Annotated in this window: 22 protein-coding genes; 7 read left to right on the top strand and 15 right to left on the bottom strand. The window is 65.3% G+C overall.

Going from position 1 to position 26,793, the window contains the following annotated elements; translation table 11 throughout:
* Positions 1-12: 12 nt before the first annotated feature.
* The 8 genes from AC3EC3_RS15935 to AC3EC3_RS15900 all read right to left on the bottom strand — a co-directional run bounded on the left by AC3EC3_RS15935 (position 13) and on the right by AC3EC3_RS15900 (position 10,158).
* Positions 13-1,473, bottom strand: a complete 1,461-nt coding sequence (locus AC3EC3_RS15935) for an efflux transporter outer membrane subunit (RefSeq protein WP_488490587.1) — start codon at positions 1,471-1,473, stop codon at positions 13-15.
* An 8-nt stretch (positions 1,474-1,481) separates the two neighbouring features.
* Positions 1,482-4,682, bottom strand: a complete 3,201-nt coding sequence (locus tag AC3EC3_RS15930; RefSeq protein WP_488490586.1) for an efflux RND transporter permease subunit — start codon at positions 4,680-4,682, stop codon at positions 1,482-1,484.
* Positions 4,683-4,778: 96 nt separating this feature from the next.
* Entirely contained in the window at positions 4,779-6,068 is a 1,290-nt protein-coding gene (locus AC3EC3_RS15925; RefSeq protein WP_488490585.1) for an efflux RND transporter periplasmic adaptor subunit, read from the bottom strand.
* Positions 6,065-6,463 carry a hypothetical protein gene (locus AC3EC3_RS15920; protein ID WP_488490584.1) on the bottom strand — a complete coding sequence of 133 codons (399 nt, stop codon included), beginning with the start codon at positions 6,461-6,463 and terminating at the stop codon, positions 6,065-6,067. The genes AC3EC3_RS15925 and AC3EC3_RS15920 overlap by 4 nt, the downstream gene beginning before the upstream one ends.
* A 492-nt stretch (positions 6,464-6,955) precedes the next feature.
* Positions 6,956-7,567 (bottom strand): TetR/AcrR family transcriptional regulator, encoded by a 612-nt coding sequence (locus AC3EC3_RS15915; RefSeq protein ID WP_488490583.1) that lies wholly within the window; start codon positions 7,565-7,567, stop codon positions 6,956-6,958.
* Between the two features lie 56 nt (positions 7,568-7,623).
* Positions 7,624-7,992: a putative quinol monooxygenase gene (locus tag AC3EC3_RS15910; protein ID WP_488490582.1), complete on the bottom strand. Its 369-nt coding sequence runs from the start codon at positions 7,990-7,992 to the stop codon at positions 7,624-7,626.
* Positions 7,993-8,003: 11 nt separating this feature from the next.
* Positions 8,004-9,083: an alpha/beta fold hydrolase gene (locus AC3EC3_RS15905; RefSeq protein WP_488490581.1), complete on the bottom strand. Its 1,080-nt coding sequence runs from the start codon at positions 9,081-9,083 to the stop codon at positions 8,004-8,006.
* Entirely contained in the window at positions 9,046-10,158 is a 1,113-nt protein-coding gene (locus tag AC3EC3_RS15900; protein ID WP_488490580.1) for an alkene reductase, read from the bottom strand. Before AC3EC3_RS15900 ends, AC3EC3_RS15905 begins: the two co-directional genes overlap by 38 nt.
* A gap of 117 nt (positions 10,159-10,275) precedes the next feature.
* Here AC3EC3_RS15900 and AC3EC3_RS15895 point away from each other — a divergent pair, with 117 nt between their 5' ends.
* The 5 genes from AC3EC3_RS15895 to AC3EC3_RS15875 all read left to right on the top strand — a co-directional run bounded on the left by AC3EC3_RS15895 (position 10,276) and on the right by AC3EC3_RS15875 (position 16,042).
* Positions 10,276-11,193, top strand: a complete 918-nt coding sequence (locus AC3EC3_RS15895) for a LysR family transcriptional regulator (RefSeq protein ID WP_488490579.1) — start codon at positions 10,276-10,278, stop codon at positions 11,191-11,193.
* 214 nt (positions 11,194-11,407) lie between these two features.
* Positions 11,408-12,631 carry a molybdopterin molybdotransferase MoeA gene (locus AC3EC3_RS15890; protein WP_488490578.1) on the top strand — a complete coding sequence of 408 codons (1,224 nt, stop codon included), beginning with the start codon at positions 11,408-11,410 and terminating at the stop codon, positions 12,629-12,631.
* Positions 12,632-12,674: 43 nt separating this feature from the next.
* Positions 12,675-13,364 carry a M24 family metallopeptidase gene (locus AC3EC3_RS15885; RefSeq protein ID WP_488490577.1) on the top strand — a complete coding sequence of 230 codons (690 nt, stop codon included), beginning with the start codon at positions 12,675-12,677 and terminating at the stop codon, positions 13,362-13,364.
* Positions 13,365-13,367: 3 nt separating this feature from the next.
* The gene (locus AC3EC3_RS15880; protein ID WP_488490576.1) at positions 13,368-13,724 is read left to right on the top strand and encodes a gamma-glutamylcyclotransferase family protein; all 357 of its coding nucleotides are present in this window, start codon (positions 13,368-13,370) and stop codon (positions 13,722-13,724) included.
* A gap of 137 nt (positions 13,725-13,861) precedes the next feature.
* On the top strand, positions 13,862-16,042 hold the full coding sequence (locus tag AC3EC3_RS15875) for a response regulator (RefSeq protein ID WP_488490575.1): 2,181 nt from the start codon (positions 13,862-13,864) through the stop codon (positions 16,040-16,042).
* 2 nt (positions 16,043-16,044) lie between these two features.
* On the opposite strand, the gene AC3EC3_RS15870 is transcribed toward AC3EC3_RS15875, so the two are convergent.
* The 5 genes from AC3EC3_RS15870 to hutI all read right to left on the bottom strand — a co-directional run bounded on the left by AC3EC3_RS15870 (position 16,045) and on the right by hutI (position 21,587).
* Entirely contained in the window at positions 16,045-16,227 is a 183-nt protein-coding gene (locus AC3EC3_RS15870; protein ID WP_488490574.1) for a hypothetical protein, read from the bottom strand.
* 162 nt (positions 16,228-16,389) lie between these two features.
* A complete protein-coding gene (hutU, locus tag AC3EC3_RS15865; RefSeq protein WP_488490573.1) occupies positions 16,390-18,057 on the bottom strand; it encodes a urocanate hydratase in 1,668 nt (555 codons plus the stop codon).
* Between the two features lies 1 nt (position 18,058).
* Entirely contained in the window at positions 18,059-18,871 is an 813-nt protein-coding gene (hutG, locus tag AC3EC3_RS15860) for an N-formylglutamate deformylase (RefSeq protein ID WP_488490572.1), read from the bottom strand.
* Positions 18,868-20,397, bottom strand: a complete 1,530-nt coding sequence (gene hutH / locus AC3EC3_RS15855; protein WP_488490571.1) for a histidine ammonia-lyase — start codon at positions 20,395-20,397, stop codon at positions 18,868-18,870. The genes hutG and hutH overlap by 4 nt, the downstream gene beginning before the upstream one ends.
* A complete protein-coding gene (hutI, locus tag AC3EC3_RS15850; RefSeq protein ID WP_488490570.1) occupies positions 20,394-21,587 on the bottom strand; it encodes an imidazolonepropionase in 1,194 nt (397 codons plus the stop codon). Before hutI ends, hutH begins: the two co-directional genes overlap by 4 nt.
* A gap of 90 nt (positions 21,588-21,677) precedes the next feature.
* Between hutI and AC3EC3_RS15845 the strand changes: the two genes are divergently transcribed.
* Complete coding sequence (locus tag AC3EC3_RS15845) at positions 21,678-23,057, top strand: formimidoylglutamate deiminase (protein ID WP_488490569.1); 1,380 nt, start codon at positions 21,678-21,680, stop codon at positions 23,055-23,057.
* A complete protein-coding gene (gene hutC / locus AC3EC3_RS15840; RefSeq protein WP_488490568.1) occupies positions 23,054-23,782 on the top strand; it encodes a histidine utilization transcriptional repressor HutC in 729 nt (242 codons plus the stop codon). The genes AC3EC3_RS15845 and hutC overlap by 4 nt, the downstream gene beginning before the upstream one ends.
* Positions 23,783-23,821: 39 nt before the next feature.
* Here hutC and AC3EC3_RS15835 read toward each other — a convergent pair whose 3' ends face one another.
* Together AC3EC3_RS15835 and AC3EC3_RS15830 are read right to left on the bottom strand one after the other, a co-directional pair.
* Positions 23,822-24,742 (bottom strand): MlaA family lipoprotein, encoded by a 921-nt coding sequence (locus AC3EC3_RS15835; protein WP_488490567.1) that lies wholly within the window; start codon positions 24,740-24,742, stop codon positions 23,822-23,824.
* A 321-nt stretch (positions 24,743-25,063) separates the two neighbouring features.
* Positions 25,064-26,371, bottom strand: coding sequence for an MFS transporter (locus AC3EC3_RS15830; protein ID WP_488490695.1), 1,308 nt, complete (start codon positions 26,369-26,371; stop codon positions 25,064-25,066).
* Positions 26,372-26,793 lie beyond the last annotated feature (422 nt).

The following is a 26,793-nucleotide window of genomic DNA, read 5'->3' as shown; positions in this document are numbered from 1 at the left end:
CGCCCTTGATGCTTACCGCTCTGCCGTCTGTGCGCTCGGGGCGGTCTGCCCCTGCCACGAACCGCCGAGGGCGCGGAACAGATCGACCTGCGCCATCGCCACATCGCGGCGCCCTTGCGCGAACGAGGCTTCCGAGTTTGCCAGCGTGCGCTGCGCGTCGAGCACATCGAGCGAGTCGATCTCGCCGCGACGCTGGCGCGCTTCGCTGACATTGGCCGCCCGTTCGGCGGCATCGCGTGCCGCGTTCAGGCGGTCTTCGCGCAGCAGGGCGTTGCGATAGGCCGAAAGCGCCGTTTCGGTCTCCTCCAGCGCTTTGAGCACAGTGCCGTCGAACGTGGCGAGATCGGCCTGGGTGTCGGCCTTGGCACCACCGATGCGCGCGCGGATCGCTTCCTGATTGGGGAAGGCCCACGAGATCATCGGTCCCAGCAGCCAGCGCAGCGCCCCGCCGCCCAGCACGTTGCCCGCGCCGAGCGTCGTCGAGCCGATCGATCCGCCCAGCGTGATGCGCGGATAGAGGTCTGCCGTCGCCACGCCGATGCGCGCGGTATCGCCTGCCAGACGCCGTTCCGCCGCCTTGACGTCGGGGCGACGCGCCAGCAGCGCGCGTCCGTCACCGATCGGGATTGGTTGCGAGACGTCGGGCGTGGTCTGGCGGGTGCGCACGGCCTCAGGCAGATCCTGCGGCGTGCGTCCGGTCAGCGTTGCCAGCCGGAACAGCGCGGCATCGCGGGTGGCCTGCAATGTCGGGATCGAGGCCGCCTGCTCTTCGCGCAGTTGCGTCACGCGGATCACGTCGAGCTTCTGGTTGAGCCCGCGCTGGAACCGCGCATCGGTGATCCGCTCCGACCGGTCGAGCAGGCCGAGCGTGCTTTGCGCCACGGCGATCTGCTCGGCCGAACTGGTGGCATCGACATAGGCGCGTACGGTATCGGCCACTACGGTGACGCGCACCGCATCGGCATCTTCCTGCGCAGCGGCGAGATCGGCGTGCGAGGCTTCGATCTCACGCTTCACGCGGCCGAACAGGTCCAGCTCGTAATTGACCGTGAACTCGCCATCGGTGCGACGGCCCTCGCGGTCATAGCCGGGAAGCGACTGGCTCTGCGAGGCGCGGCCATAGCCGCCCGACGCGTCGATGCCGGTCTGGGGCAGGGCATCGTTCTTCGAGCCGCGCAGGGCAGCGCGGGCCTTCTCGATGCGGGCGACGGCGACGCGAACATCTGTGTTTGCGGCCAGTGCATCTGCGACGAGACCGTTGAGCACGGGATCGTCGTAGAGCTTCCACCAGGTATCATCGGGCGCGGTGGTGGCGACCGAGGGATCGCTCGCACCGAGGAAGGCTGCGGTGGCGGCAGGCGGCGGGGCGGGGGCCTTGTAGTTCGGGCCGACCGCGCAGCCCGCCAGGGTCAGGGCGGAGGCGCTGGCGGCAAGGAATGCCGCCAGCGAAGTCTTGAGAGTATGGGACATCATGCGTCCTTTCATTCCGCCGGCTGCAGCGCGGTGGAGCCGTGCTTTCCGGCACGCGCCTTGTTGCTGGCCCCGTTTCTGGCGAAATGCAGCGCCAGCTTGCGGCAGACGACGTAGAAGGTGGGAGTGAACAGCAGGCCGAACCCGGTGACGCCCAGCATTCCGAAGAACACTGCCGTACCCAGTGCCTGTCGCAGTTCGGCACCGGCGCCTTCCGCGATCACCAGCGGCACAGCGCCGAGGATGAAGGCGAACGAGGTCATCAGGATCGGGCGGAGGCGGATTCGGGCTGCTTCCACGGCGGCTTCGATGGGCGAGAGACCGCGCTCCTCCTCGGCCTGCTTGGCGAACTCGACCACGAGGATCGCGTTCTTCGCAGCAAGCGCGATCAGCACGACGAGACCGATCTGGGTGAGGATATTGTTGTCCATCCCCCGGATGTTCACGCCGAGCATGGCGGCGAACAGACACATCGGCACGATCAGGATGATCGCCAGCGGTAGCGTCAGGCTCTCGTACTGGGCAGCCAGAACAAGGAACACGAACAGCACCGCCATGCCGAACACGATCCCGCCCGAATTACCGGCATGCGACTGCTGGTAGGCGATACCTGTCCATTCGTGGCCATAGCCTGCGGGCAGCGTCTCGTCGGCCAGCTTCTCCATGGTGGAGAGCGCCTGACCCGAAGAGTAGCCCGGGCCATAGCTGCCATCGACCTCGATCGCCGGGTGCAGGTTGTAGCGCACCACGCGATAGGGGCCGGTCTCGTCCTTGAACGTCGCTACCGAGCCGATCGGCACCATTGCGCCGGTGTCCGAGCGGGTCTTGAGGTTGGCGATGTCCGCCGTCGAGCCGCGATAGGGCGCGTCGGCCTGTGCCGTCACGCGATAGGTGCGGCCCAGCAGGTTGAAGTCGTTGATGTAGGTCGAGCCGAGATAGGTCTGCATCGCCTCGAACACCTTGGACGGCGAGATGCCCAGCATGTCTGCCTTGCGGCGGTCCACGTCGGCATAGACGCGCGGGGTGTTCATGTTGAACAGGGTATAGACCTGATGCAGTTCGGGCGACTGGTTGGCCTTGGCGATCAGCGCGCCTGCCGCCTTCTGGAGTTCGGCGAGACCCCGCCCGTCGTTATCCTCCACGATCATGCGATAGCCGCCCGGCGGGACGATACCGTTGATGGTCGGCGGCGGGATCAGCAGGACCTGTGCCTTGTCATAGCCCTTCATCGCTTCGGCGGCCTGCGCCATGATTCCGGCATCGGTGACGCCCAGCTTCTTGCGCTCGGCAAAGCTCTTGTACGGGAAGTAGATCGCGGCTGCATCGGGCGACTGCGTCTGCGAAGGGCCATGGAAACCGGCGAACATCACCGCGCCGCGCAGGCCCTTGATCGGCAGGATACGCTTGGCGACTTCACGCGTCACCTCGTCCGTGCGGTTGAGCGACGAGCCTGGCGGCAGGAAGATCGCGGCGAGGAAGTAGCCCTGATCCTGCTGCGGGATGAAGCCGGTCGGCGTTGCCCAGAACAGGCCGATGGTGGCCATGATGAGCGCGGCATACGTCGCCATCATCCGCAAGGGACGGGTGACGAGCGCGAAAGTCAGGCGCGAATAGCGCGCGCTCAGGCGCTCGAACCCGTGGTTGAAGCGGTCTGCGCCCTTCTGCACCACCTGTTTCCAGCGCGGGGCACCGGCAGGCAGGGTGTGCTTCTCGCGCAGCAGCAGCGCGGCCAGCGCGGGCGACAGCGTGAGCGAGAGGATCAGCGAGATGACCGTCGCGGTCGAGATGGTGACGGCGAACTGCTTGTAGAACTGTCCCGACATGCCCGGAATGAGCAGCGTCGGCACGAACACGGCGCACAGTACCAGCGCAATGGCGATCAGGGCGCCGGTCACTTCGTCCATCGAGCGGCGAGCTGCCGCCAGCGGCGTCATCCCCTCCTCGATGTAGCGTTCGACGTTCTCGACCACGACGATCGCGTCGTCGACGACGATGCCGATGGCGAGCACGAGCCCGAAAAGCGACAGGTTGTTGAGCGAATAGCCCACCGCCAGCAGCACGATCGCGGTGCCCACCAGCGAGACCGGGATCGCGACGATCGGGATCACCGCCGCGCGCCAGTTCTGGAGGAACACCAGGATCACGAGCACGACCAGCACCACCGCCTCGAACAGCGTGTGATAGACTGCGTCGATCGACTGGCCGATGAATTCGGTGGGGTTGTAGATGACGGAGTATTCAAGCCCCTTGGGGAAGGCCTTGGCGGCATCGTCCATCTCGGCGCGCACAGCCTTGGCGGCGTCGAGCGCGTTCGAGCCCGGACGTTGCAGCACCGCGATCACGACGGTCGGCTTGCCCGAGAGGTAGGTGTTGGTGGTGTAGTCCTGCGCGCCCAGTTCCACGCGCGCCACGTCATGCACGCGGACCTGACGGCCCTGCGCATCGGTGCGGATCACGATGTCGCCGAACTGCTGCGGGGTGGTCAGGCGACCCTGCATCTCGACGCCGACCTGATAGGCATTGCCCTTGTCGAACGGCGGCGCACCGATGGCGCCCGAGGAAACCTGCACGTTCTGCGCGCGCAGGGCGGCAACGATTTCCCCTGCGGTGAGGTTCATCGCGGCGGCCTTGTTCGGGTCGATCCACACGCGCATGCCATAGTCGCGCGAGCCGAACAGTTGCACGTCGCCCACGCCGTTCAGACGAGCAAGGCGGTCCTTCACTTGGGTGAGTGCATAGTTCGAGATGTAGTCGCGATCATACGTGCCGTCAGGCGATTGCAGGTTGACCACCATCAGGAAGTCGGGCGAACTCTTCTTGGTGACGACGCCCATCGCGCGCACCGCATCGGGAAGGCGCGGCTCTGCGATGGCGACGCGGTTCTGTACGAGAACCTGCGCGGCATCGAGGTCGGTGCCGATCTTGAAGGTAACGGTGATCGTCACCTTGCCGTCGCCGGTCGATTGCGAACTGACGTAGAGCATGTTGTCTACGCCGTTGATTTCCTGCTCGATCGGCGCGGCTACGGTGTCGGCCACGGTCTCGGCGCTGGCGCCGGGATACTGCGCCGTCACCGTGACGGTGGGCGGGATGATGTCGGGATACTGGCTGACCGGCAGCGCGAAATAGGCGAGCAGACCCACCACGGTGATGACCACCGCGATGACGCCCGCGAAAATCGGCCGGTCGATGAAGAACCGGGAAAATCGCATGGGAGTGCCCCTTTGCAGGGTGGCTCCCGGCGGAAGGGCCGGGAGCGGTTATATCGAAAATGTCGGCACGCGCGGCGCTGTCGCCCCGCTAAACGGTCAGCCGATGGTGGCCTGCGCGGCGACCGGCTCGCTCGGGCCGTTCGCGCCCTGCACTGCCGCCGGATCGGCCTTGATGGCGCCCGCCTTGACCTGCACCTTGGCGCCCGCGATGGCCGACTGGTAGTTCGAGACGACCACATCGTCAGCCGGTGTCAGGCCTGAGGTGATGACGCGAAGGCCATCGACCAGCGGCCCGAGCTGCACCTGCTTGGCGGTGACGGTGCCGTCCTTGGCGACCGTCAGCACCACCTTGCGAGCCTGATCGGACTGCACTGCCTCGTCCGGCACCAGCATGGCCGAAACCTTGCCGCTGTCGGCGAGGCGCATGTTGCCGAACATGCCCGGCGTCAGGAAGCCCTCGGGATTGTCGAACACGGCGCGGATACGGATCGTGCCCGAGCCGGGGTCGAGGCGGTTGTCGGTGAAGTCGAGATGGCCGTTCCAGCGATAGGCGGTCTCGTCCTGCAGGCGGACCTGCACATTGTCGGACTTTTCGCCTGCTGCCTTGTCGCGCTGGGTCTTGAGGAACAGTGCTTCGGACGCATCGAAGGTGAAGTAGATCGGGCTGACCGCGTTGATCGTGGTCAGCAGCGTCGCGGCGGTGCCGTTGTCACCCGAAACGAGATTGCCCGCATCGACGCGGCGATCCGAGATACGGCCCGCGATGGGCGCGCGGACCGTGGTGAAGTCGACGTCGAGCTGGCGGCTGCGCACGCGGGCCTCGGCCGCGGCGAGCGCGGCAACGGCAGCCTGTACGCGGGTGCGACGCTGGTCGACCTCGCTGGCGGCCATCGCCTCGTCACCGCTGAGGCCGGCGACGCGGCTGTAGTCCGAACGGGCCAGCGCCAGCGTGCTGCGCGCCGATGCGGCATCCGCCTGCGCCTCGGCAAGGGCCGCGCGGTAGGGGCGCGGATCGACCACGAACAGCGGCTGGCCTGCCTGCACGATGTCGCCATCGCGGAACAGGACCTGCGTGATCGCGCCCGAAACGCGCGGACGCACTTCCACCGTCTTGCTGGGCGCGAAACGGCCCACATAGTCGTCCCACTCGGTCACCTGCTTGACCAGCGGGTGCGAGACGGAGACCAGTGCAGGCGGCATTGCGGCGGCATCGGCGGGCGCGTGGCTCATCACTTTCCAGGCGATGCCGCCTGCAAGGACGATGGCGATGGCGGCAATCGCGGCGGTGCGCTTGCGCGAACCACGGGGCGTTTCGGCGAAGCCCGCCGAGGTTTCGGGTTCAGCTGCCTTTGGGGCGGCCTCTGGGAGGGTTGCTGGGAAATTCACGCGGCGATTCTCCGGAACGGGGCGCGGGTGCGCCCGATGATGTCGATGACGGCGCCCACCTGGGCGTCGCTGAAACCGGCCTTGTACGCGTCGCGCATCGCCGAGGCCGGAAGCGTGTAGCCCTTGTGCCAGGCCTGCACGGCCAGCCGCCGCAGCGCCTCCAGCTTCTCGTTCGCCAGCGTCTTGGCAGGCGGCGTGGGGCCGAACACGAAGCGTTCGATCCACGAGCGCTTGCGCGGAGGCAGCAGCGAGGCGAGTGTATCATCGCGCGCCAGTTCGACGACGCGGCGTTCCAGATCGGTCAGCGATGTGACCGAACCCGGCACGCTGGCGGGGATGGCAATAGGGGCGGCCGATGCGACCGAAGCGGCAAGGTTGAAATCGATGAAGGCCATGAGGCTTGCTCCCTGTTGGCCCCGGCGCGCGCCCCGGGGAACGGGGGGAAGAGGGCGCGCGTCGAGGCGTCTCCCGGTGGGAGGGACCGCCGGGATGGGTGGAAATGGGGTGCAGCCGACCACACGCGGCAGACCTGTTACGGGCCGCGCGGCAACTGCTCTGGATGTGTCAGATCGGGCGCGTCTTCGCGTCAGACACAGGCGTGTGGCCGGTGTCCCTTGCCAAGGGTGCCGTGGCGGTGCCGGTCAGACCCGGCGACAGGTGTATTTCATATGGACCGGGCCTCCCTGAAAGAAGTCGGTTGGGAATCGGGATTGCGTTGTGTACTGATCGGTATATATTGCGATGCGGAAAGGCGGTCAAGCGCTTTCTGTACCGATCGGTAAGATTTGGTTCAGAAGTCCGTTTTCAAGGGGTGAACCCCGAATGAACGAAAATTTTTCTTAGGGGCACTTCAAGACGTTGCGGGACAGGGCCGCTTGTCAGCCTCTTTATCGGCTGGGCCACATATCCAGAAAGGTGCCGACGATCTTCGTCAGTTCCTCACGCGGGACGCCGGTTCGGGCCTTGACGACCAGCCCCTGAAGCTGGGTCATCAGGCATTGTGCGAGGCAGGCCGGATCGATCCCGTCATTCAGATCGCCATCCCTGCGCGCCTGCTCGAAGCGTTCGGCGATCGCGAGGTCAGACGAGGCGCGGCGGGCGGCCAGATCGGCGCGGATCGAGTCGGCTTCGGGTGTCGAGGCGGAGATGCCCATCGAGCCGAGCCAGCCCTGCTGTTCGTCGTCGCCCGCATACGTCTCGACTGCGCCGTAGAGCAGCTTCTCGGCAACGCCGCGCGCGCTCGGCGCATCCATGGCGCTGCGCATATAGGCCAGCTTTTCCCGCTCGTAGAGGTCGAGCGCCTTGCGAAACAGGGCTTCCTTGTTGCCGAAACAGGCGTAAAGGCTGGGCTTGCCGATGCCCATTGCCTCGGTCAGTTCCGAGAGCGAGGCTCCCTCGTAACCATTGCGCCAGAAGACGCGCAGGGCCGCCGCCAGCGCCGTGTCGGGATCGAATTCCCGCGGACGGCCACGGTGGGCAAGAGAGGGAGAACATTTCATACCGATCGGTACATAGTGAGGCAAAAGGGATTCGTCCAGAGCGCTCCTGCCCTGATTTATTCCGAAACGTCGACGCCCGAACGCTCGTCCCATGGGCTGCCGAGGTGGGGGAACAGGGTCTGCCGGAAGCTGCGCACGGCGGATGAGGCAACGAAGCGGTCATAGGCGCTGCGGCTGGCGAACGTCTCGTCGAGAATGAAGTGGTTGGCCGACCCATCCTGCGTAATCAGCGCGATGGAGAGTACATCGGAATCGTGGCGGCTTTGCGCGACATAGGCTTTGAGCAGCGCCGCACCGGGCACTTCGTCGCTGGGCATCAGGTCGACATTGACGATGGCACGGACGGGAGCCTCGGCAGGAGCGGGCGAAGCGGCAAGCGCGGGCGCTGAGAAAAGGGCAGTCGCGAGAACGAGGGGCAAACGCAAGGCGGTATCCTTCAGGCTTTCAGGAACTGGAGCAGTTCGGTGCGGAAGCGCTCTGGCGCTTCCAGATGCGGGACATGGCCGAGGCCGGGGAACGAGACGAAGCGTGCGGTCTTGAGATCGCCCATCGCTGCTTGTGCCGCTTCATGGATCGCAGGCATCCGGGCGCGTGCCTCTGGCGTGGCATAGCCGATCAGCGGGGCGGAGCGGTCCTTAGTACCTGCCGTCAGCAGTACCGGCATTGTCAGCAGGGGGTAGAGTGTACGCACCGGCTCGCGGTAGATCATCTGATACGTCAGGGCAGAGGCACGCGCGAAACGGTCGAACTCGGCCGAAAGCGCCACGCGCATCCGCCAGGTCACGAAGCTCTCGTACTGCGCGGGAGGGAGTACCGGGAAGAAGTGCGCGATGAAGGTCCGATAACTCTCGGTCGTATACTTGTGCTCTGCTGCGGTCAGTGTCTCGGTCGTTTGCGGGGCAATGTAGGCGCGGTAATCGACGAGGCCGATCGGGTCCTCCAGCACCAGTTGTTCGACTCGCTCGGGAAAGATCGCAGCGAGCCGTACCGCCAGCGCGCCGCCGGTCGAGTGGCCAAGAACCGTGACCTTGCCCAGCGAAAGCGCATCGGCAAGCGCCATCGTGTTGCGGGCCAGTGCCTCGAACGAATAGGCAAGATCGGGCTTGGCGGACTTGTTGAAGCCGATCTGGTCCGGGACGATCACCCGGAAACCGGCATCGCGCAGCCACCCTATCGGGCCTGCCCAGTAGCCGCTGTCGAAGTTCTTGCCGTGCAGCAGGACGATGGCGCGCCCGTTCGCCACAGTGGTCGGCGCGAAGTCCATATAGGCCATGCGGACCGGCTGCCCTTCCATTACCAGTGGCAGAAAGGCGACCGGCCCCGGATAGGCCCAACCTTCGAGGCCGGTGCCAAGCGCTTCGTCCGAGGGCGGCTGTGAGGGCGATGGCCGGGCCAATGTTGCTTGCGGCAACATCCCCGCCGCCAGACCGGTGAGCGACGCGCCGAGCGCGGCGCGGCGGGTCAGATCGTGCATACCCTCAGGCCTCGACCAGTGCGGGATAGTCGGTGTAGCCATGCTCGCCGCCGCCGAACAGCGTGGCCCCGTCGAGTTCGGCCAATACCGCGCCCTGCATCAGGCGGGCGGGCAGGTCCGGGTTCGCCACGAAGGGACGACCGAAAGCGATCAGGTCGGTATAGCCGTTGTCGAGTACCCAGTCGGCCTTCGCCATGTCGTACTGGCCCGCGACGATGATCGTGCCGCGAAAGCGCGCGCGCATGTCCTTGCGGAAATCCTCGGTGAACTCGGGCGCATCGTCCCAGTCCGCCTCGACGAGGTGCAGATAGGCGATCCCTTTCGCCTGCAGGAAATCGGCGGCTTCCAGAAGCGTCGGAAGGATGTCCGGGCAGGCCATGCCGCGTGCGGTAAGGAACGGAGCGAGGCGGATCGCGGTGCGCTCTGGCCCGATCTCGTCAGCGACGGCGTTCACGACCTCGAGCAGGAAGCGGAGGCGGTTCTGTCGCGAGCCGCCGTATTCGTCGGTGCGCAGGTTCGAGCCGGTGCGCAGGAACTGGTCGATCAGGTAACCGTTTGCGCCGTGCAGTTCGATACCGTCGAAGCCCGCAGCGATCGCGTTGCGCGCAGCCTTGCGATAGTCCTCGACGATGGCGCGGATTTCTACCGTTTCCAGGGCACGCGGAGTGGGGCAAGGCACCATTGCGCCTTCGCCCGTCACGGGATCGACTTTCCATATCTCGCCCTCGAACGGGACAGCGGAAGGCGCGACGGGCAGCGCACCGTCATGAAAGTCGGGGTGCGACATGCGGCCGACATGCCAGAGCTGGGCGAAGATACGCCCGCCTTGCGCATGGACCGCGTCGGTCACGAGCTGCCAGCCCGCGATCTGTGCGTCGCTGTAGAGGCCCGGCGTGAAGGAATAGCCTTTGCCCTGCGGGGAGATTTGCGTTGCCTCGCTGACGATCAGCGCGGCAGAAGCGCGCTGGGCGTAATAGGTTGCATTCATGGCGTTCGGCACGTCACCGGGCTGGGTGCTGCGCGCACGCGTCATCGGCGCCATCACGACACGATGGGGCAGGGCAGTTTCGGCCAGCGTGGCGGAGGTGAACAGTTTGGAGGACATGTTGGAAGACATGGATCGGACTCCGAAAGAGGTCGTCGCAGAAAAGGGCTCGGGCCCTATCTAGGTCTTTCCGGATGATGGTGTATGACCGAATATTTCCAGAAACTCTTTCCAAATCGAAGAGAATAAATGCTTGATGACATCGCCGAACTGCGCACATTCGTACGGATCGCAACCGAAGGCAGCCTGTCGGCGGCAGCGCGGCGGATGGGTGTGTCGCTTAGCCTTGTCAGCAAGCGGCTGGCAGCGCTGGAGACGCGTACCCGTACGCTGCTGATTGCGCGCAGTACGCGTCGATTGGCGTTGACCGACGAGGGCGCGCGTCTGTTCGAGCGGGCCCAGCGCATCCTTGCCGAAGTGGATGAGGCTGAGGCGGTGCTCGCGCACGGACGGCTGGAGGTGCAGGGCCTGCTGCGCATCAGTGCGCCGGTTGCGTTGGGCCGGGCCCATGTCGCTCCGGTGTGCCGCGAACTGGCGCGGGACCATCCCGGCATTTCGATAGAACTGGTGCTGACCGATGCCGTTTCCGAATTGATCGACGAGGCTTTCGACGTCGCCATCCGCATCGGCGAGCCTGCGCAGCCGGGTCTCACCATGCGCAAGCTGGCGGAGAGCTACCGCGTCATCGTGGCCTCGCAGGCCTATCTCGACCGGAGGGGAGTGCCGCAGGTTCCCGAGGATCTGCTTCATCACGATTGCCTGCATCGGGGTGTCGGCACGCATTGGCGGTTGACGGACGGGACCGGTCGCGAGGTCGTGCTGCCGGTTCGTTCGCGCCTGCGCTGCAACAATGGCGAGGTCTGGCACGACTGGTCGCTGGAGGGGGCAGGGCTGGCGATGAAGTCATGGGTTGATATCGCTGCCGATATCGAGGCCGGGCGATTGGTACGCGTGCTGCCGGGGTGGCGCAGCCCACCTGCGCCAGTCTGCGCGCTGATGGTCTCGCGCTCGCTGATCCCGACACGCCTGCGGGTGTTCCTGGAGGCGATGGCGACGCGTCTTCGCGGGGTCGAGAGCGCTTTTCCTTTTCCGGTCGCTGGAAATTGACAGTCGAAGGGGTGGCAGGTGGACCGGTGCAAGTGGCTGTGGCCCCCTGCTCCGTGTCGCTGCGCTTCGCGAGGCCCTGCATAGCGCGGCCTTTGAGGTCATTGTCATCCCGACAGACGTGCGTCAGCATAATTGCCAAATAATTGCCAAGTCGCAAAACAATGTTGCGATCAGTGCGATGGTCGTGGCGAGTATGCAGGGTTAGAAGCATTGCATGGCAACGGTTCCAGAGATTCCCTGCGCGGCAAACATCGATTTCGATGGCGCACAGACGATATTGCGCGCCAATGCGCATCCGTTGGGCATGGAATCCGTACGCCTTTCCAAGGCCGGGCGCCGTACCTTGGCCGAGCCGGTAGTGGCACGCATCGATTCGCCGAGGCGCGACAGTGCGGCGATGGATGGCTACGCGGTTCGCTCTGGCGATCTTTCCGGTAATACCACTCGCCTGACGCTGCAGGGTGAGAGCTTTGCGGGAAGCGCAATGCCCTTGCCGCTTCTTTCCGGAACGGCGATCGCTGTTTCCACCGGTGCCCCCATGCCATCGGGAGCCGATCGTGTTGTCATGCGCGAATTTGTGCGTGTGGAGGGTGGCGAGGTTGTCGTCCCCTCCGCTCTGGGGAAGGCGCATGTCCGTGTGCGGGGCAGCGATTTTATCTCTGGGCAGGTGCTGTTGAAGCCCGGCACCCGGATCGATGCACGTACCATGCTGGTCGCCGCCGCAGCCGACCAGGACCGCGTGACCGTATGGCGCCGGCCGCGCGTCCATGTTTTGTGCAACGGTGATGAACTCGCGCGACCGGGCGACGCGTATCTGTGCGACGATGCGATTCCGGACAGTCTGAGCGAAGCGCTGCTGCTGATGGCGCGGCAATGGGGGGGCAAGCCTTGCGGCATCTCTTGCGCCCCTGACAACGGGAATGCGCTGCGCCTGGCGAGCGAAGAGGCGTTAACGGAGACAGACGTGCTGGTGATTGCGGGTGGTGCCTCGCAGGGGCGGCGCGACCACGCCCGTACTGCACTCTTGCCGTTGGGGTTGGATCTGCTGTTCGCGGGGGTGGCGATGAAACCCGCCAAACCCGTGTGGTACGGTCGGATCGGCACGGTGCATGTGATCGGCCTGCCCGGTAATCCGACCGCAGCTCTGACGGCGGCGCGCCTGTTTCTGGCGCCGTTGGTGAGCGCGCTGTCAGGTGCAGGTTACGACCGGGCGTTGCGATGGTCGTCACTGCGAAGTCTGGAGAGCGCCGTCCCCGGCGGCGACCGGGACCAGTTCCTTTGCGGTCACTGGGACGAAACGGAAGCAGGCGTGCGGATCATCGCGCGGCAGGAGGCCTCCGCGCAGATGATGCTCGCAACGGCAGATCTGCTGGTAGAGCGTCGTGCCGGGGCTCCGCTGGCGCGACGGGGGGCGATGCTGCGCTGCCTGCCGTTCTGAGGCGGTTCTTGCGTTCGGGCCAGCGACCTGCGCAAGAGGCCCTATGACTGACGCCAAAGACGAATCGTTCGCCCAGCTTGTCGCCGCCGAAGCGCGTGGGCTTGCCTTGCTTGATGCCATCGAGGCTGCGGGTATCGTGGCGGCCGGGCGCAGCGAGATGGAGGTGGAGCGCGACATCTACGCTATCGCCTCACGCGATTTTGGCGTGACCGAACACTGGCACGACCGTGTCGTGCGCGCAGGTGTCAATACGCTGTGTGTCGCGGGCGAGAGCGCTCCCGATCGCGTGATCGAGACGGATGATATCGTGTTTCTCGATCTGGGCCCCGTCTTCGGAGACTGGGAAGCCGATGTCGGGCGTAGCTATGCAGTGGGCCATGACCCCGAGAAGCATCGCCTTTGCGCCGATCTTCTGGTGACGTTCGATGCCGTGAAGGCGCGCTTTGAGGCAGACCCGGAGATCTCCGGTGCGCAGCTCTATGCGATCGCCCATGAAGAGGCCGAAGTGCGGGGCTGGCTGTTCGGTGGCAAGATCGCGGGGCATTTGGTGGGTGAGTTTCCCTATGCCCGCTCCCCTGGCGACAAGGATCGTCGCCGCGTGAGCCCGGCGAACCTGTGGCCGATGCGCGACCCGGACGAGCAGGGGCGCCAGCGGCACTGGATTCTGGAAATCCACCTCGTTTCCCGCGACCGCACTTTCGGCGGGTTCTACGAACGCTTGCTGGAGAGCTGAGCGATGGCGGTACAGGAAGATTCGGAAATCCTGCTGTTTTCCTATGGCACTCTGCGCCAGCCAGAAGTGCAGCAGGCGCTGTTCGGACGGCTGGTGAAAGGGAGGGCCGACGCGATGATCGGCTGGCGCAGTCGGCTGATCGAGATCAGCGATCCCGAGGTGATCGCCAAGAGCGGTTCGCGCTGGCACCCGATGGTCGAGCGCAGCGATGACCCTGCCGACGCGGTGGACGGAACGGTTTTCAGTATCACCGCTGCCGAGCTTGCCAGCGCGGATGCCTATGAGGTCGATTACGTGAGGCGTCCTGTGTTGCTGCGCTCGGGCGCGACGGCGTTCGTCTATGGCGATCCCGGAGAATAGCGCAGTATCGAAACGCCGGGCGCCAGATGTGGTAATTTGATCTATGCGTTTCCCGTCAAGCGATCGGCACCTTCTGCTTGCCGGCGCGTTGATGGGCATCGGGCTGTTCCCCGACCTCAAATGCATTGGTTCATGACGTGTCTGAGCAGGATCTTTCGACGCTTTCCCGCGACAAGCTGGAAAAGCTTGCGGCCCTCTGGCGCGATCGGGCCTTGCGTGCGGATGATACCGATCTTGCGAAGGAGGATGCACAGACCCGCTATCGGGCCTTGTTCGAGGCGATCGACGATGGCTTCTGCATAATCGAGTTCTTCGACGGGCCGTTCGGACCGCTCAGTGATTACGTCCATATCGAGGCGAACTCAGGCTATGAACGGCATACCGGGATTGCCGGGATCGTCGGCAAGACCTTGCGGGAACTGGCGCCTGATGAGGCGGAGGGATGGCTGGAACTTTATGGACAGGTGCTGCGCACCGGCGAGCCGCTCCGTTTCGAGCGCGATTTCGTCCTTGCCGGGCGCGTCATAGAAGTATCGGCCAGGCGTGTCGGGCCTGAAAGCAACCGGCAGGTATCGGTGCTGTTCCGTGACATTACCGCACGCAAAGCGGCAGAGATTGCGCTGCAGGACAGCGAGAAGGTCGCTCGCGAAAATATCCAGCGCGTCCAACTGGCAATGAGCGCCGGGGCAATCGTGGGAACCTGGATCTGGGATATTCCCCGCGACCATGTGACGGTTGACGAAGGGTTCGCCGGTGCGTTCGGTTTCGATGCCGAGCAGGGGCGCAAGGGCGTGACGATTGCCGAGGCCTTGCAATCTGTCCATCAGGACGATCGCGAAGGCCTGTGGGCGGCGATTACCGATGCGGTGAAGACACAGACCTCCTATCGCCATCAATACCGTGCCGGCACGGCGGATGCGTATCGCTGGGTCGAAGCGGTCGGCCGTGTTGAAGTCGACGAAAACGGAGGGCCTGCCAGCTTTCAGGGCGTGCTGATCGATCTGGAGGATCGGCGAGCGATGGAAGAGGAGCGCGATCGCGTCGCGGCGGAACTGCGCGAACTGACCGAAACGCTGGAGCAGCAGGTGCAGGAGCGCAGCGCGGAACTGATGCGAGCCGAAGAACAACTGCGACAGGCGCAGAAGATGGAGGCGGTCGGTCAACTGACGGGCGGCCTCGCGCATGATTTCAACAATCTGCTGGCAGGCATTTCCGGTTCGTTGGAAATGATCGGCACGCGCCTTGCGCAGGGCCGCTTTGCCGAGGTCGAAAAATATCTGGTCATGGCGCAGGGTGCGTCGCGGCGCGCGGCGGCGCTGACCCATCGCTTGCTTGCCTTTTCGCGCCGCCAGACGCTCGATCCCCGGCCGACCGACGTCAACGGCCTTATCGACGGGATGGCGGACCTTATCCGTCGGTCGGTGGGGCCGCATAATACGGTGGAGTGCGTGGGCGCTGCGGGCCTGTGGCGAGCGCTCGTCGATGCGGGGCAGCTGGAGAATGCGCTGCTCAACCTGTGTATCAATGCCCGCGATGCCATGCCTGACGGCGGGAGGATCACCATAGAGACCGCGAACCGATGGTTCGATGCCCGCGCTGCCGAGATGCACGATGTTCCGCCAGGCCAATACCTGTCGGTCTGCGTGACCGATACGGGTGTGGGCATGTCCGCCGATGTTGCGGCCAAGGCTTTCGATCCGTTCTTCACGACGAAGCCGCTGGGGCAGGGCACCGGCTTGGGCCTGTCGATGATCTACGGTTTTGCCCGCCAGTCGGGCGGTCATGCCCGCATCTATACGGAAGAAGGGCAGGGAACGACGGTGTGTATCTATCTGCCCCGGTTCCTGCCATCCTCAGACGTGACGCCCGCCGTCAGTGAAAATGCTGCATCGGAAGGCGAGATCGCTTCCGATGCCCGTACCGTTCTGGTGGTCGACGACGAGCCGCTCATCCGCATGCTGGTGGTGACGGCGTTGGAGGATATGGGCTTTTCCGTGCTGGAGGCCGATGATGCGGCATCAGCGCTGCGGATGCTTCGATCCGATCTGGCGATAGATCTTCTCGTCAGCGATGTGGGGCTGCCCGGCGGGATGAACGGGCGCCAGCTCGCGGACGCTGCGCGGGAGATCCATGCCGACCTCCCGGTGCTGTTTATCACCGGCTACGCCGAGAACTCCGTGATCGGACGCGAGGCTCTCGATACCGGGATGCAGGTTCTGACCAAGCCCTTCGCGATCGGTGATCTGGCCCGGCGCGTCGGTGCCTTGCTGGCGAACCTGCCGATGCGCGACGGCGACGATGCCGATACCGGAGGCTGACCCTAGTTCGGCAGCGCGGTTGCGGTGACGTTCACCTTGGATAGCACGAAAGGCCGGTCCGCCGAACCTGTTGCGGGCGCGGCGGTGGCTTGGCTCTGATGTGCGACCGGAGCACTGGCTCCGACGCCGGTGAAGATCGTCGTTGCGCTGGCCAGTGCCGCTGCCATGCTGAGAACCCGGACCATTCGCTGTGCCGCCTTTCAAGGAAGTGATGAAAGCGCAATAGACCTGCGTTGTCGCAGGGCTTTGCCGAGGTCTTGTCCGATTGTCCGAAAGTGTCGCGAGGACGGCAGATTTCGCGAAGACGCTGCGAGGCTTTAGCACTCGCAGCGTCTTCGCGATGGTCCTCAGGGCAGGATGCCGGGCAGGTCGAGGCCCTTTTCCATCGCGCAGTTGCGGGCAATGTCATAGCCCGCATCGGCATGGCGCATGACGCCGGTGGCGGGATCGTTCCACAGCACGCGCCCGAGCCGCGCGGCGGCTTCCTGCGTGCCGTCCGCGACGATCACCATGCCCGAATGCTGCGAATAGCCCATGCCGACACCCCCGCCGTGGTGGAGCGACACCCATGTCGCGCCGCTTGCCGTGTTGAGCAGGGCGTTGAGCAGCGGCCAGTCCGAAACCGCGTCCGAACCGTCGCGCATCGCCTCGGTTTCGCGATTGGGCGAGGCGACAGAGCCGCTGTCGAGGTGGTCGCGACCGATGACGACCGGGGCCTTCAGCTCGCCCTTGGCTACCATCTCGTTGAAGGCGAGGCCGAGGCGGTGGCGATCGCCCAGACCCACCCAGCAGATGCGCGCGGGCAGGCCCTGGAAGTGGATCTTCTCGCGCGCCATGTCGAGCCAGTTGTGCAGGTGCGCGTTGTCGGGCAGCAGTTCCTTCACCTTGGCGTCGGTCCTGTAGATGTCCTCGGGATCGCCCGAAAGCGCGGCCCAGCGGAACGGCCCGATCCCCCGGCAGAACAAGGGGCGGATATAGGCGGGGACGAAACCCGGAAAATCGAACGCGTTCGCCACACCTTCGTCCAGCGCCATCTGGCGGATGTTGTTGCCATAATCGGTGGTCGGCACGCCCGCGGCCTGAAAGTCGAGCATGGCGCGGACATGCTGCGCCATGGATGCCTTGGCGGCCTTGGCGACGATTTCGGGTTCACGCTCTCGCCGTTCGATCCATTCGGCCACGGTCCAGCCTGCCGGGAGGTAGCCGTTGACCGGATCGTGGGCGCTGGTCTGGTCGGTCAGCAGGTCCGGGCGGATGCCGCGCGCGTAGATCTCGGGCAGCAATTCCGCCGCATTGCCCAGCAGGCCGACCGAGACGGGCTTGCCGTCCGCCTTCGCCCGATCGAGGATCGCCATGGCCTCCTCGATGGTGCTGGCCGACGTGTCGAGGTAGCCGGTGCGCAGGCGCATCTCGATCCGGCTGGGCTGGCATTCGATCGCAAGGCACGATGCGCCCGCCATGACCGCCGCCAGCGGCTGCGCGCCGCCCATGCCGCCAAGACCCGCCGTCAGCAGCCATTTGCCCGAAAGGTCGCCGCCATGATGCTGGCGGCCCATCTCCACGAAGGTCTCGTAGGTGCCCTGCACGATGCCCTGCGTGCCGATGTAGATCCACGATCCGGCGGTCATCTGGCCGTACATGGCCAGACCCCGCCTATCGAGGTCGTTGAAATGTTCCCAGTTTGCCCAGTGCGGCACGAGGTTGGAGTTGGCGATCAGCACGCGCGGCGCATCGGCATGGGTGCGGAACACGCCCACCGGCTTGCCCGACTGGACCAGCAGCGTCTCGTCGGCGTTCAGGCGGCGCAGCGTCTCGACGATCCTGTCGTAGCTTTCCCAGTCGCGCGCGGCGCGGCCGATGCCGCCGTAGACGACCAGCTCCTCCGGGCGCTCGGCCACATCCGGGTGGAGGTTGTTCATCAGCATGCGCAAGGGCGCTTCGGTGAGCCAGCTTTTCGCAGAGAGCGTGGTGCCGGTGGCGGGCTTGATGACGCGGGTGTTGTCGATGCGGGTCATGTCAGACGTCCTCGGCGGCGAAGGCCAGCGCGGCCTTCAGGATGTGCGAAAGGGTTTCGGTGAGCGGCGCGGCGCGGGCCGGCTCGAAGGGCGGCGGCCAGTTGGCCTGCGTCGGCGTATCGGGCTCGTCCATGTAGCCCCGGATGGCGAGTTCCATCTGGACGGCGTGGACGCCCTTGTCGGGCGCCCCGTAATGCCGGGTGGTCCAGCCGCCCCGGAAGCGCCCGTCGAGGACGTGGCTCTCGCCCGAGGCGGCACAGATGGCCTGAATTTTCGTAGCGAGGGTGGGGTCGCAGGTCGTGCCGCCGTTGGTGCCGATATTGAACAGCGGCAGTTCGCCGTCGAACAGGCGCGGCACCCGGCTGCGGATCGAGTGGGCATCGTAGAGGGCCACGCGGGCATGCCGGGTGCGCAGTCGCGCGATCTGGGCCACCAGCGCGGCGTGATAGGGATCGAACCAGAACGCGCGGCGGCGGGCGATCTCGGCCTCGTCGGGCGCGCTGTCTTTATAGAGCGGCTCGCCGTCGAACGTGGTTGTCGGGCACAATTCCGTCGTCGCCTGTCCGGGGTAGAGCGAGGCGCCCGAGGGATCGCGGTTGAGGTCGATCACACTGCGCGAAATACGGGTGCTGACCAGCGTGGCGCCCATATCGGCGGCGAAGGCGTAGAGATCGTCCACCCACCAGTCGGCATCGCGCCGCGCCAGCCATGGCGAGCGGAACCGGCCCTCCACGTCGGCAAGATCCGTGCCGACGTGGGGAAAGGCGATCACCAGCGGCGCGTCGCCCTCGGTGACGGTCAGCCAGTCGCTCACGCGATGCCGGGAAGCATATCGGCTGCCGGGGCGATCAGCGCGCCCGAGCGGATGAGCAGGTTCGCCGCTTCCATGTCCGGGTGGAAATGGCGGTCCTCGTCCAGCGTCGGCACCTGTTCGCGCAAGATCGCGCGGGCGGCTTCCAGTGCCGTGCTGGACGCGAGCGGGGCGTGGAAATCGCACCCTTGCGCGGCGGCGAGCAGTTCGATCCCCAGCACGGCGCCGGCATTCGCGGTCATGTCCAGCAGGCGGCGCGCACCGTGGGCGGCCATCGAGACATGGTCCTCCTGATTGGCGGAGGTGGGGATGGAATCGACGCTGGCCGGATAGGCGCGCTGCTTGTTCTCGCTGACCAGCGCGGCGGCGGTCACTTGCGGTATCATGAACCCGGAATTGAGCCCCGGTCGCGGCGTCAGGAATGCAGGCAGGCCGGAGAGGGCGGGGTCGACCAGCATCGCGATCCGGCGCTCGGCGATCGAGCCGATCTCGCACACCGCCATGGCGATCATGTCCGCCGCGAAGGCCACCGGCTCGGCATGGAAATTGCCGCCCGACAATGCCTCGTCGGTCTCGGGGAAGATCAGCGGGTTGTCCGAAACGCCGTTGGCCTCGATCTCCAGCGTGGCAGCGGCCTGACGCAGCACGTCGAGCGCGGCGCCCATGACCTGCGGCTGGCAGCGCAAGCAGTAGGGGTCCTGTACGCGGGCATCGTGATCGAGGTGGCTGGCCCGGATCGCGCTGCCCGCCATCAGCGTGCGGAGCGCCTCGGCAACCTCGATTTGCCCACGATGGCGGCGCAGGTGATGGATGCGCGGATCGAATGGGGTGTCCGATCCTTTCGCCGCCTCGGTGGACAGCGCGCCGGTGACGAGCGCTGAACGGAACAGCAGTTCGGCCTCGAACAGACCCGCCAGAGCGTTCGCAGTCGAGAACTGGGTGCCGTTCAGCAGCGCCAGACCCTCTTTCGGCCCCAGTTCCGTCGGTTTCAGGCCTGCTCTGTGCAGCCCTTCCAGCGCGGCGAGCCGCTCCCCTTCCCAGAAGACCTCGCCCACGCCGATCATCGTTGCGGCCATGTGGGAGAGAGGGGCAAGATCGCCGCTGGCGCCGACCGAGCCCTGGCTCGGCACCACCGGGGTCAGACCCTTGTCCAGCATCGCCTCCAGCAGCGCGACCGTTTCCGGGCGCACGCCCGAGGCGCCCTGTGCCAGACTGGCGAGCTTCAGTGCCATCATCAGGCGGATCACCGGCACCGGCGAAGGCTCACCCGTCCCCGCCGCGTGGCTGAGCACGATATTGCGCTGAAGCGTCGCCAGATCCTCGTCGCCGATGCGCACGCTGGCGAGCTTCCCGAACCCGGTATTGATCCCGTAAACCGGCTCACCTCTGGCCAGAATGCGCGAGACGGCGGCGGCGCTCTGCGCGATGCGGTCGGCACAGGCGGGATCGAGTTGCACCACAGCTCCGCGATAGACGGCGCGCCATTCGGCAAGCGTCACGTGGCCGGGGCTGAGCAGGACGGTCTTCATTTTCCACTCCAGATGCGGGCATGGAGCGGATTGAACCCCATGCGATAGACGAGTTCGGCGGGGTTATCGATGTCCCAGATGGCGAGGTCGCAGCGCTTGCCCGCCTCCAGCGTGCCGCGATCGGCCAGCCCGAGGGCGCGCGCGGCATGGCGGGTGACACCGGCAAGGCATTCGCTGACGGTGAGGCGGAACAAGGTCGCCCCCATGTTCATCGCCAGCAGCAGCGAGGTGAGCGGCGAGGTGCCGGGATTGCAGTCGGTCGCCAGCGCCATCGGCACACCGGCAGCGCGCAGGGCTGCGATGGGTGGCGCCTGTGTTTCGCGGCAGAAGTAGAAGGCGCCCGGCAGCAGGGTGGCGACGGTGCCCGAAGCGGCCATCGCGGCGATGCCCGCCTCGTCCAGATGTTCGAGGTGGTCGGCGGACAGCGCCTCGTGCCCTGCGGCGAGCGCGGCGCCATGGAGGTTGGACAGCTGCTCGGCATGAAGCTTGACCGGCAGACCGTGGCGCGCGGCGGCGGCGAACACCCGTGCGGTCTGCTCCGGGGAGAAGCCGATGCCCTCACAGAAGGCATCCACGGCATCGGCCAGGCCTTCGCGGGCGACGGCGGGCAGCATGACCTTGCATATATGGTCGATGTAGCCATCGGCATCACCGGCGAATTCGGGCGGCAGGGCATGGGCGCCGAGGAATGTGGTTGCGATGGAGACCGCGCGTTCGGTGCCCAGACGGCGGGCTGCGCGCAGCATCCTCAGTTCGGTTTCGAGATCGAGGCCGTAGCCCGATTTCACTTCCACCGTGGTTGCGCCCTCGGCGATCAGCGCGTCGAGCCGGGGCAGGGCGGAGGCGACGAGCGCGTCCTCGCTGGCGGCGCGGGTGGCGCGCATGGTGGAGACGATGCCGCCGCCCGCGCGGGCGATCTCTTCGTAGGAGGCGCCGTTCAGGCGCATCTCGAACTCGCTGGCCCGGTGTCCGCCATGGATCAGATGCGTGTGGCAATCGATCAGGCCGGGCGTGATCCAGCGTCCATCGCAGGCGACGATCCGCTCGGCTTCGAGGGCAGGCGCCTCTTCGGCGGCGCCTGCAAAGACGATCCGGCCTTCTCGGGACGCGACCACGCCGTGATCGATAGCGCCCATCCCATCCCGCATGGTGGCGAGCCGCGCGTCCTTCCAGATGGTGTCGCAATGCATGACCGAATCCCCAGCGATGGCGGCAGGACACCGTGATTGCATCGATCGGTTTTAATGTATAGACAAAAAACGGAACAAGGGAGCGCAGTCATGGTGGAGCAGGTCTGCACAGCGCAGCGTGCGTTGTTTTTCGAACATTGCCTGCTGTCTGAAGGCTGGGCGCGGAACGTCCGGCTGACCTTGCGCGATGGGGTGATTGCGTCCGTGGAGGCAGGCGTGTCGGCGCGCCTTTCGGACGAGCGGCATGCTTGCGCGGTGCCGGGGATGCCCAATCTGCACAGCCATGCCTTCCAGCGCGGGATGGCAGGGTTGGCCGAGCGGCGCGGGGCATCCAGCGACAGCTTCTGGACCTGGCGCGAGATCATGTACCGCTTCGTTGACCGCATGACGCCCGAAGACGTGCAGGCCCTTGCCGCGATGGCCTATGTCGAGATGCTGGAGACTGGCTTCACGCGTGTCGGCGAATTCCACTACCTTCACCATGATCGCGACGGGCGCCCTTACGCCGATCCAGCGGCAATGAGCGGCGCCGTCATCGCGGCGGCTGCCGAAACCGGGATCGGCATGACGCTGCTTCCGGTCCTTTACCGCTATGGAGGCTTTGGCGCCCGACCGCCGGGGCTCGCGCAGGCGCGCTTCCTCAACGATATCGATGGGTATGTCCGGCTGCAGGAGGGTGCGGAGGCGCACGCGCGCAGTCTGCCGGACCCGGTGATCGGCGTTGCGCCGCACAGCCTCAGGGCGGTTTCGCCTGACCAGCTGGCGGACCTCGCAGCTCTGGCGAAAGGGCGTCCTGTTCACATCCATATTGCCGAACAGGAAAAGGAAGTTGCCGATTGCCTCGGCTGGTCGGGCCAGCGGCCCGTCGAATGGCTGCTCGCCCATGCCGAGGTCGGCGCGAACTGGTGCCTTGTTCACGCCACGCATATGACCGAGGCAGAGACGCTGACACTGGCGCGCAGCGGAGCGATTGCGGGGCTGTGCCCGATAACGGAGGCCAATCTCGGGGATGGCCTGTTCCCGGCACAGGGCTTTCTCGCCGCCGGAGGTCGCTATGGGATCGGCAGCGATTCCAATGTGCTCATAGACTGCGCCGAGGAAATGCGCCTGCTCGAATATGGTCAGCGTCTGGTGCATCGGGCACGCAACGTCATGGCAATGGGAAGCGGGCGTTCGACCGGCGCAGACCTCTACGCGGCGGCGCTCGATGGCGGTGGCGCAGCGCTGGGCATGGCCGGGGGGATCGCGGTGGGGCATGGCGCCGATCTGGTCAGTCTGCGGCTTGACCACCCCTCCATGGCCCACCGGGAAGGGAATGCGATTATGGACAGCTTTGTCTTTGCAGGCGGCCGCGCGGCCATTGACTGCGTATGGCGCCATGGCGAGAAAGTGGTTGTCAACGGGCGACACCGCCTTCGCGAGAGCGTGGAGCAGGTCTATGTCCGAGTGCTGGAGGCCCTGATCGCGTGACCGTGCCGCCGGGCCTGCCTTTGCATGAGCGGATCCGCTCGGATTTTGAGCAGCGTATCCTTGCCGGAGACCTGGCGCCGGGCGAGCGTCTGCCGACCGAGCAGGCGGTAATGCAGGTCTATGGCTGTTCGCGGATGACGGTGAACAAGGCCCTGTCCGCGCTGGCGACCGCCGGGCTGATCGACCGGCGAAAGAAGGCCGGAACGTTCGTGGCGCGCCCTCGCGTGCATTCCATGGTGCTCGACGTGCCCGACATCGCCGCGCAGGTGCGCGAGCGCGGCCAGAGCTATGCCTACCGGTTGATCCGGCGCAGGACCCGCCCGGCTGGAGAGGGCGAGGAGGAAGTCCTTCTGGCGGGAAAAGGCAGCCTGATCGAGATCGACGGGCTGCACATGGCTGACGGGAAAGCCCTGTGCATCGAGTTCCGTCTGGTCAGCGCCCTGGCCGTTCCCGCGCTGGCCGAGGCCGATTTCGCAACCGATCCGCCGGGCACGTGGCTGCTCCGGCATGTGCCGTGGACAGAGGCGGAGACGCGTATTTCCGCCGTCGCGGCAACCCGGCAGGACGCCGAATGGCTGGGGGTGGCAGCGGGAGCGCCATGCCTCTGTGTTGAGCGTCGGACGTGGCGGGGCGCAGAGCGGATCACCACGGTTCGCCAGCTGTTTCTGGGCGAGGCCTACGATATGGTGGCGCGCTTCGGGCCAGCCCAGAGCGCGCTGTCCTGACAGGGTGGCGCCGTCCCGTCAGCACGGCGCAGCGATCGTTCAGCGTGTTCCGGGCGACGGCGCTGTTGCCGGGGGCGCCGATACCTGAGGAGTTCCCGAGACGGGAGCTTCAAGGGCAGGCGCTGCCGGGGTGAGGCCGGAGGAGCCGGGGATTGAAAGCTGCGGGGCAGCATCCGGGCTGCCGGGGGCGGCGTTCCTGTCTACATGCGGCGCTATGGGGGGCAGTACCGGATCGGCGATGCCCTTGCGCGCGCGCCAGGCCGCGCTGTGCAGGGCATTCACTTCGGCCTGTCGGCGCTTCAGATAGAAGTCGCGCGTGGCGACATAGGGATCGGTGGCCGCGCGCTGGGCGACGATCTGCTCGTCAAACGCGACACGGTCGTTCAACGCCTTCACGGTTCCTGTGCCAAGGCTGTAGACGGGCGTATTGAACGGCTTGCCGATGACGGTGGGCAGCACCGAAAGGTCGAGAATGCGCCCGATCAGATCGCGGATTGTGGTAGGCCCGATGATCGGCAGAAACAGGTAAGCGCCGGTTTTGACGCCGTGATAGGCAAACGTGTTGGCGAAGCCGTTCTCGCGGTAGGGCAGGCGGAAAGGTTTGCGCTTGGCCATGTCGAAGAGGCCCGCAATCCCGATCGTGCTGTTGATGGCGAAGCGCCCTGCCGTCTCCATCGCCTTGCCTGGTTTGAACTGGAGCAGGTAGTTGATGAAGACTACCGGTTCGGCAAGATTGATCAGGAAATTGCGCAAGCCGTTGCGGACCGGTTTGGGGACGACCTTTTCATACCCTCCCGCAACCGGGGCGACGATTGCCTTGTCGACCGCCTGCACGGCATCGAAGCTGGCCGCGTTCAGGCCCGACAGCGGATCGGCGCGGACATGACGCTGGTTTCGCGTTACGACGATCTCGCCAGTGCCTTCCGGCCCCGATATCGTTCCCGCTGGTGCAGGCGGCAACCCATCTTGAAGGGTGAGCTGCGCGAAAGTCTGAGGCAGGCCGGAACTGCCAAGCGGTGCAGTTTGCGTCTTCGGGTAAGGTTGCGGGAGAACGAGTGCAAGGGAAGGGGGCGCCGTAGAGGCTGCCGCTTCGTCTGCGGGCAGTGAACCGGGCTGGCTCAGCATGATGGCCAGAGGAATTAATGATACCGACACCCGAACTCGCTCCTGCCTCGGGCCGCTGTTTGCGGTTGCCCCCCGGATTCGCCAAGCATGGGCGATAGGTTGCTAGGTGTCGATACCGAAGCGCTGGTCTATTCCGAGATTCAGCAGGCGCAGGCGTCAGTCCGTCTTATCGTGCATGTGGTTGGCGCTGCGCCGACTGATCCAGAGATACGCTGCAATGGATATGCCGATCATCAAGGTGACATACCAGTAGAAGCCAGCTTCGTACCCTTTGTCTTTGAACAGGAGGGCTACATATTCGGCGGTTCCACCAAACAGCGTATTGGCCAGCGCATAGGGTAGCGCGACGCCGAGTGTGCGGATGCGTGCCGGGAACAGCTCGGCTTTCACCACTGCATTGATCGAGGTATAGCCGGTGACGATCACTAACCCTGCCATGACAAGAAGAAAGGCATGGGGTGCAGTCTGGGTTGTTTCCAATCCTCTGAACAGGGGCACGGTGCAGGTCACGCCCATGAGGCCGAAGGCGATCAGGAGGGGCTTGCGGCCGATCTGGTCGGACAGCCATCCAGCCATCGGCTGGAGCAGCATGTAGACAAACAAGGCTGCCGCCATGATCCCTGTCGCGCTCTGGCGACTGAATCCGGCGCTGTTGACCAGGAACTTCTGCATGTATGTTGAATAGGCATAGAACGCGAGGGTGCCACCTGCAGTCAGCGCCAGAACAACGATGATCTGGTGGGCATGCTCGCGGATCAACTGGGTGCCGCTGCTATTTTCAGCCGTGATCTGCGACTGTGCCAGGGCTTCAAAGTCCGGTGTCTCCGCCATGGAGCGCCGCATATGGAATACGCCTATTGCGAGCAGACTGCCCACAGCGAAGGGAATGCGCCAGCCCCAGGTTTCCAGCTGTGCCTCGCTCAACAGCGCTTGTAGTAGAAGCAGTACACACAGGGCGACCAACTGTCCTGCAATAAGCGTGACGTACTGGAAGCTGGAAAAGAATCCCCGTCGCTCATGCTGCGCCATTTCCGAAAGATAGGTGGCGCTTGCACCATACTCACCACCGACCGAAAGCCCCTGCATAAGCCGGGCAAGCAGCAGCAGTGCCGAAGCCCAGGGGCCGATCGTGTTGTAACCTGGCGTGAGTGCAACAAGCAACGAGCCGCCGCCCATCAGCGAAACCGACAGTGCAAGGCCGGCCTTGCGTCCCTTCCGGTCGGCGTAGATACCCATGAGCCAGGCGCCGAGCGGTCGCATAAGAAACCCGACAGCGAAGATGGCCGCCGCGTTCATCAATTGTACGGTGGCGTCATCCTGGGGAAAGAACGCACCTGCGAAGTAGAGGGTGAATGCGGAATAGACGTACCAGTCGTACCATTCGACAAGGTTACCCATCGATCCGCCAAAAATGGAGAACAGGCGTGAACCGGAGCGGGGTGTTGGGGCGAAGTCCGTGGGCATTGGTTTTATCGATCCTGCTATTGCAGTGATTTGGGTGAGCAGGAGGTCTGCCATTCCTTCCATCGCAAATCCACTCTGATGGGCAGAGAGGAGAGTCCTTGGTGCTGCAAGCCGGGTTGATGGGTCGTGATGATGAGCAGAGCGGCTCTCGTTCAGAGCGATGGGCTCGCGAGAAAACGGTTCTGGCGATTTGAAGACATGACGTTCAAGCGCCTTCCAGTCGCCGGCTCGCCGTGCAAGCGACACTTCGCGGCGCCTTTCTACGAGATTCTGCCTGTTGAAAACTTTCTCTGATTTTTCGTGTTGACCGACTCACTGATGGGTCTTAGAGGGCCTCTCACCGCAGCGGAGCACGCTTCTGCGACGGTCGCCAGACACTGACGGGCAACATGCTCTCCGAGGTTGAAGTCGGGGATGAGTGG

The sequence above is a fragment of the Novosphingobium sp. BAM6 genome (genome assembly GCF_057784955.1).
This window is presented reverse-complemented; position numbering and strand designations above follow the sequence as displayed.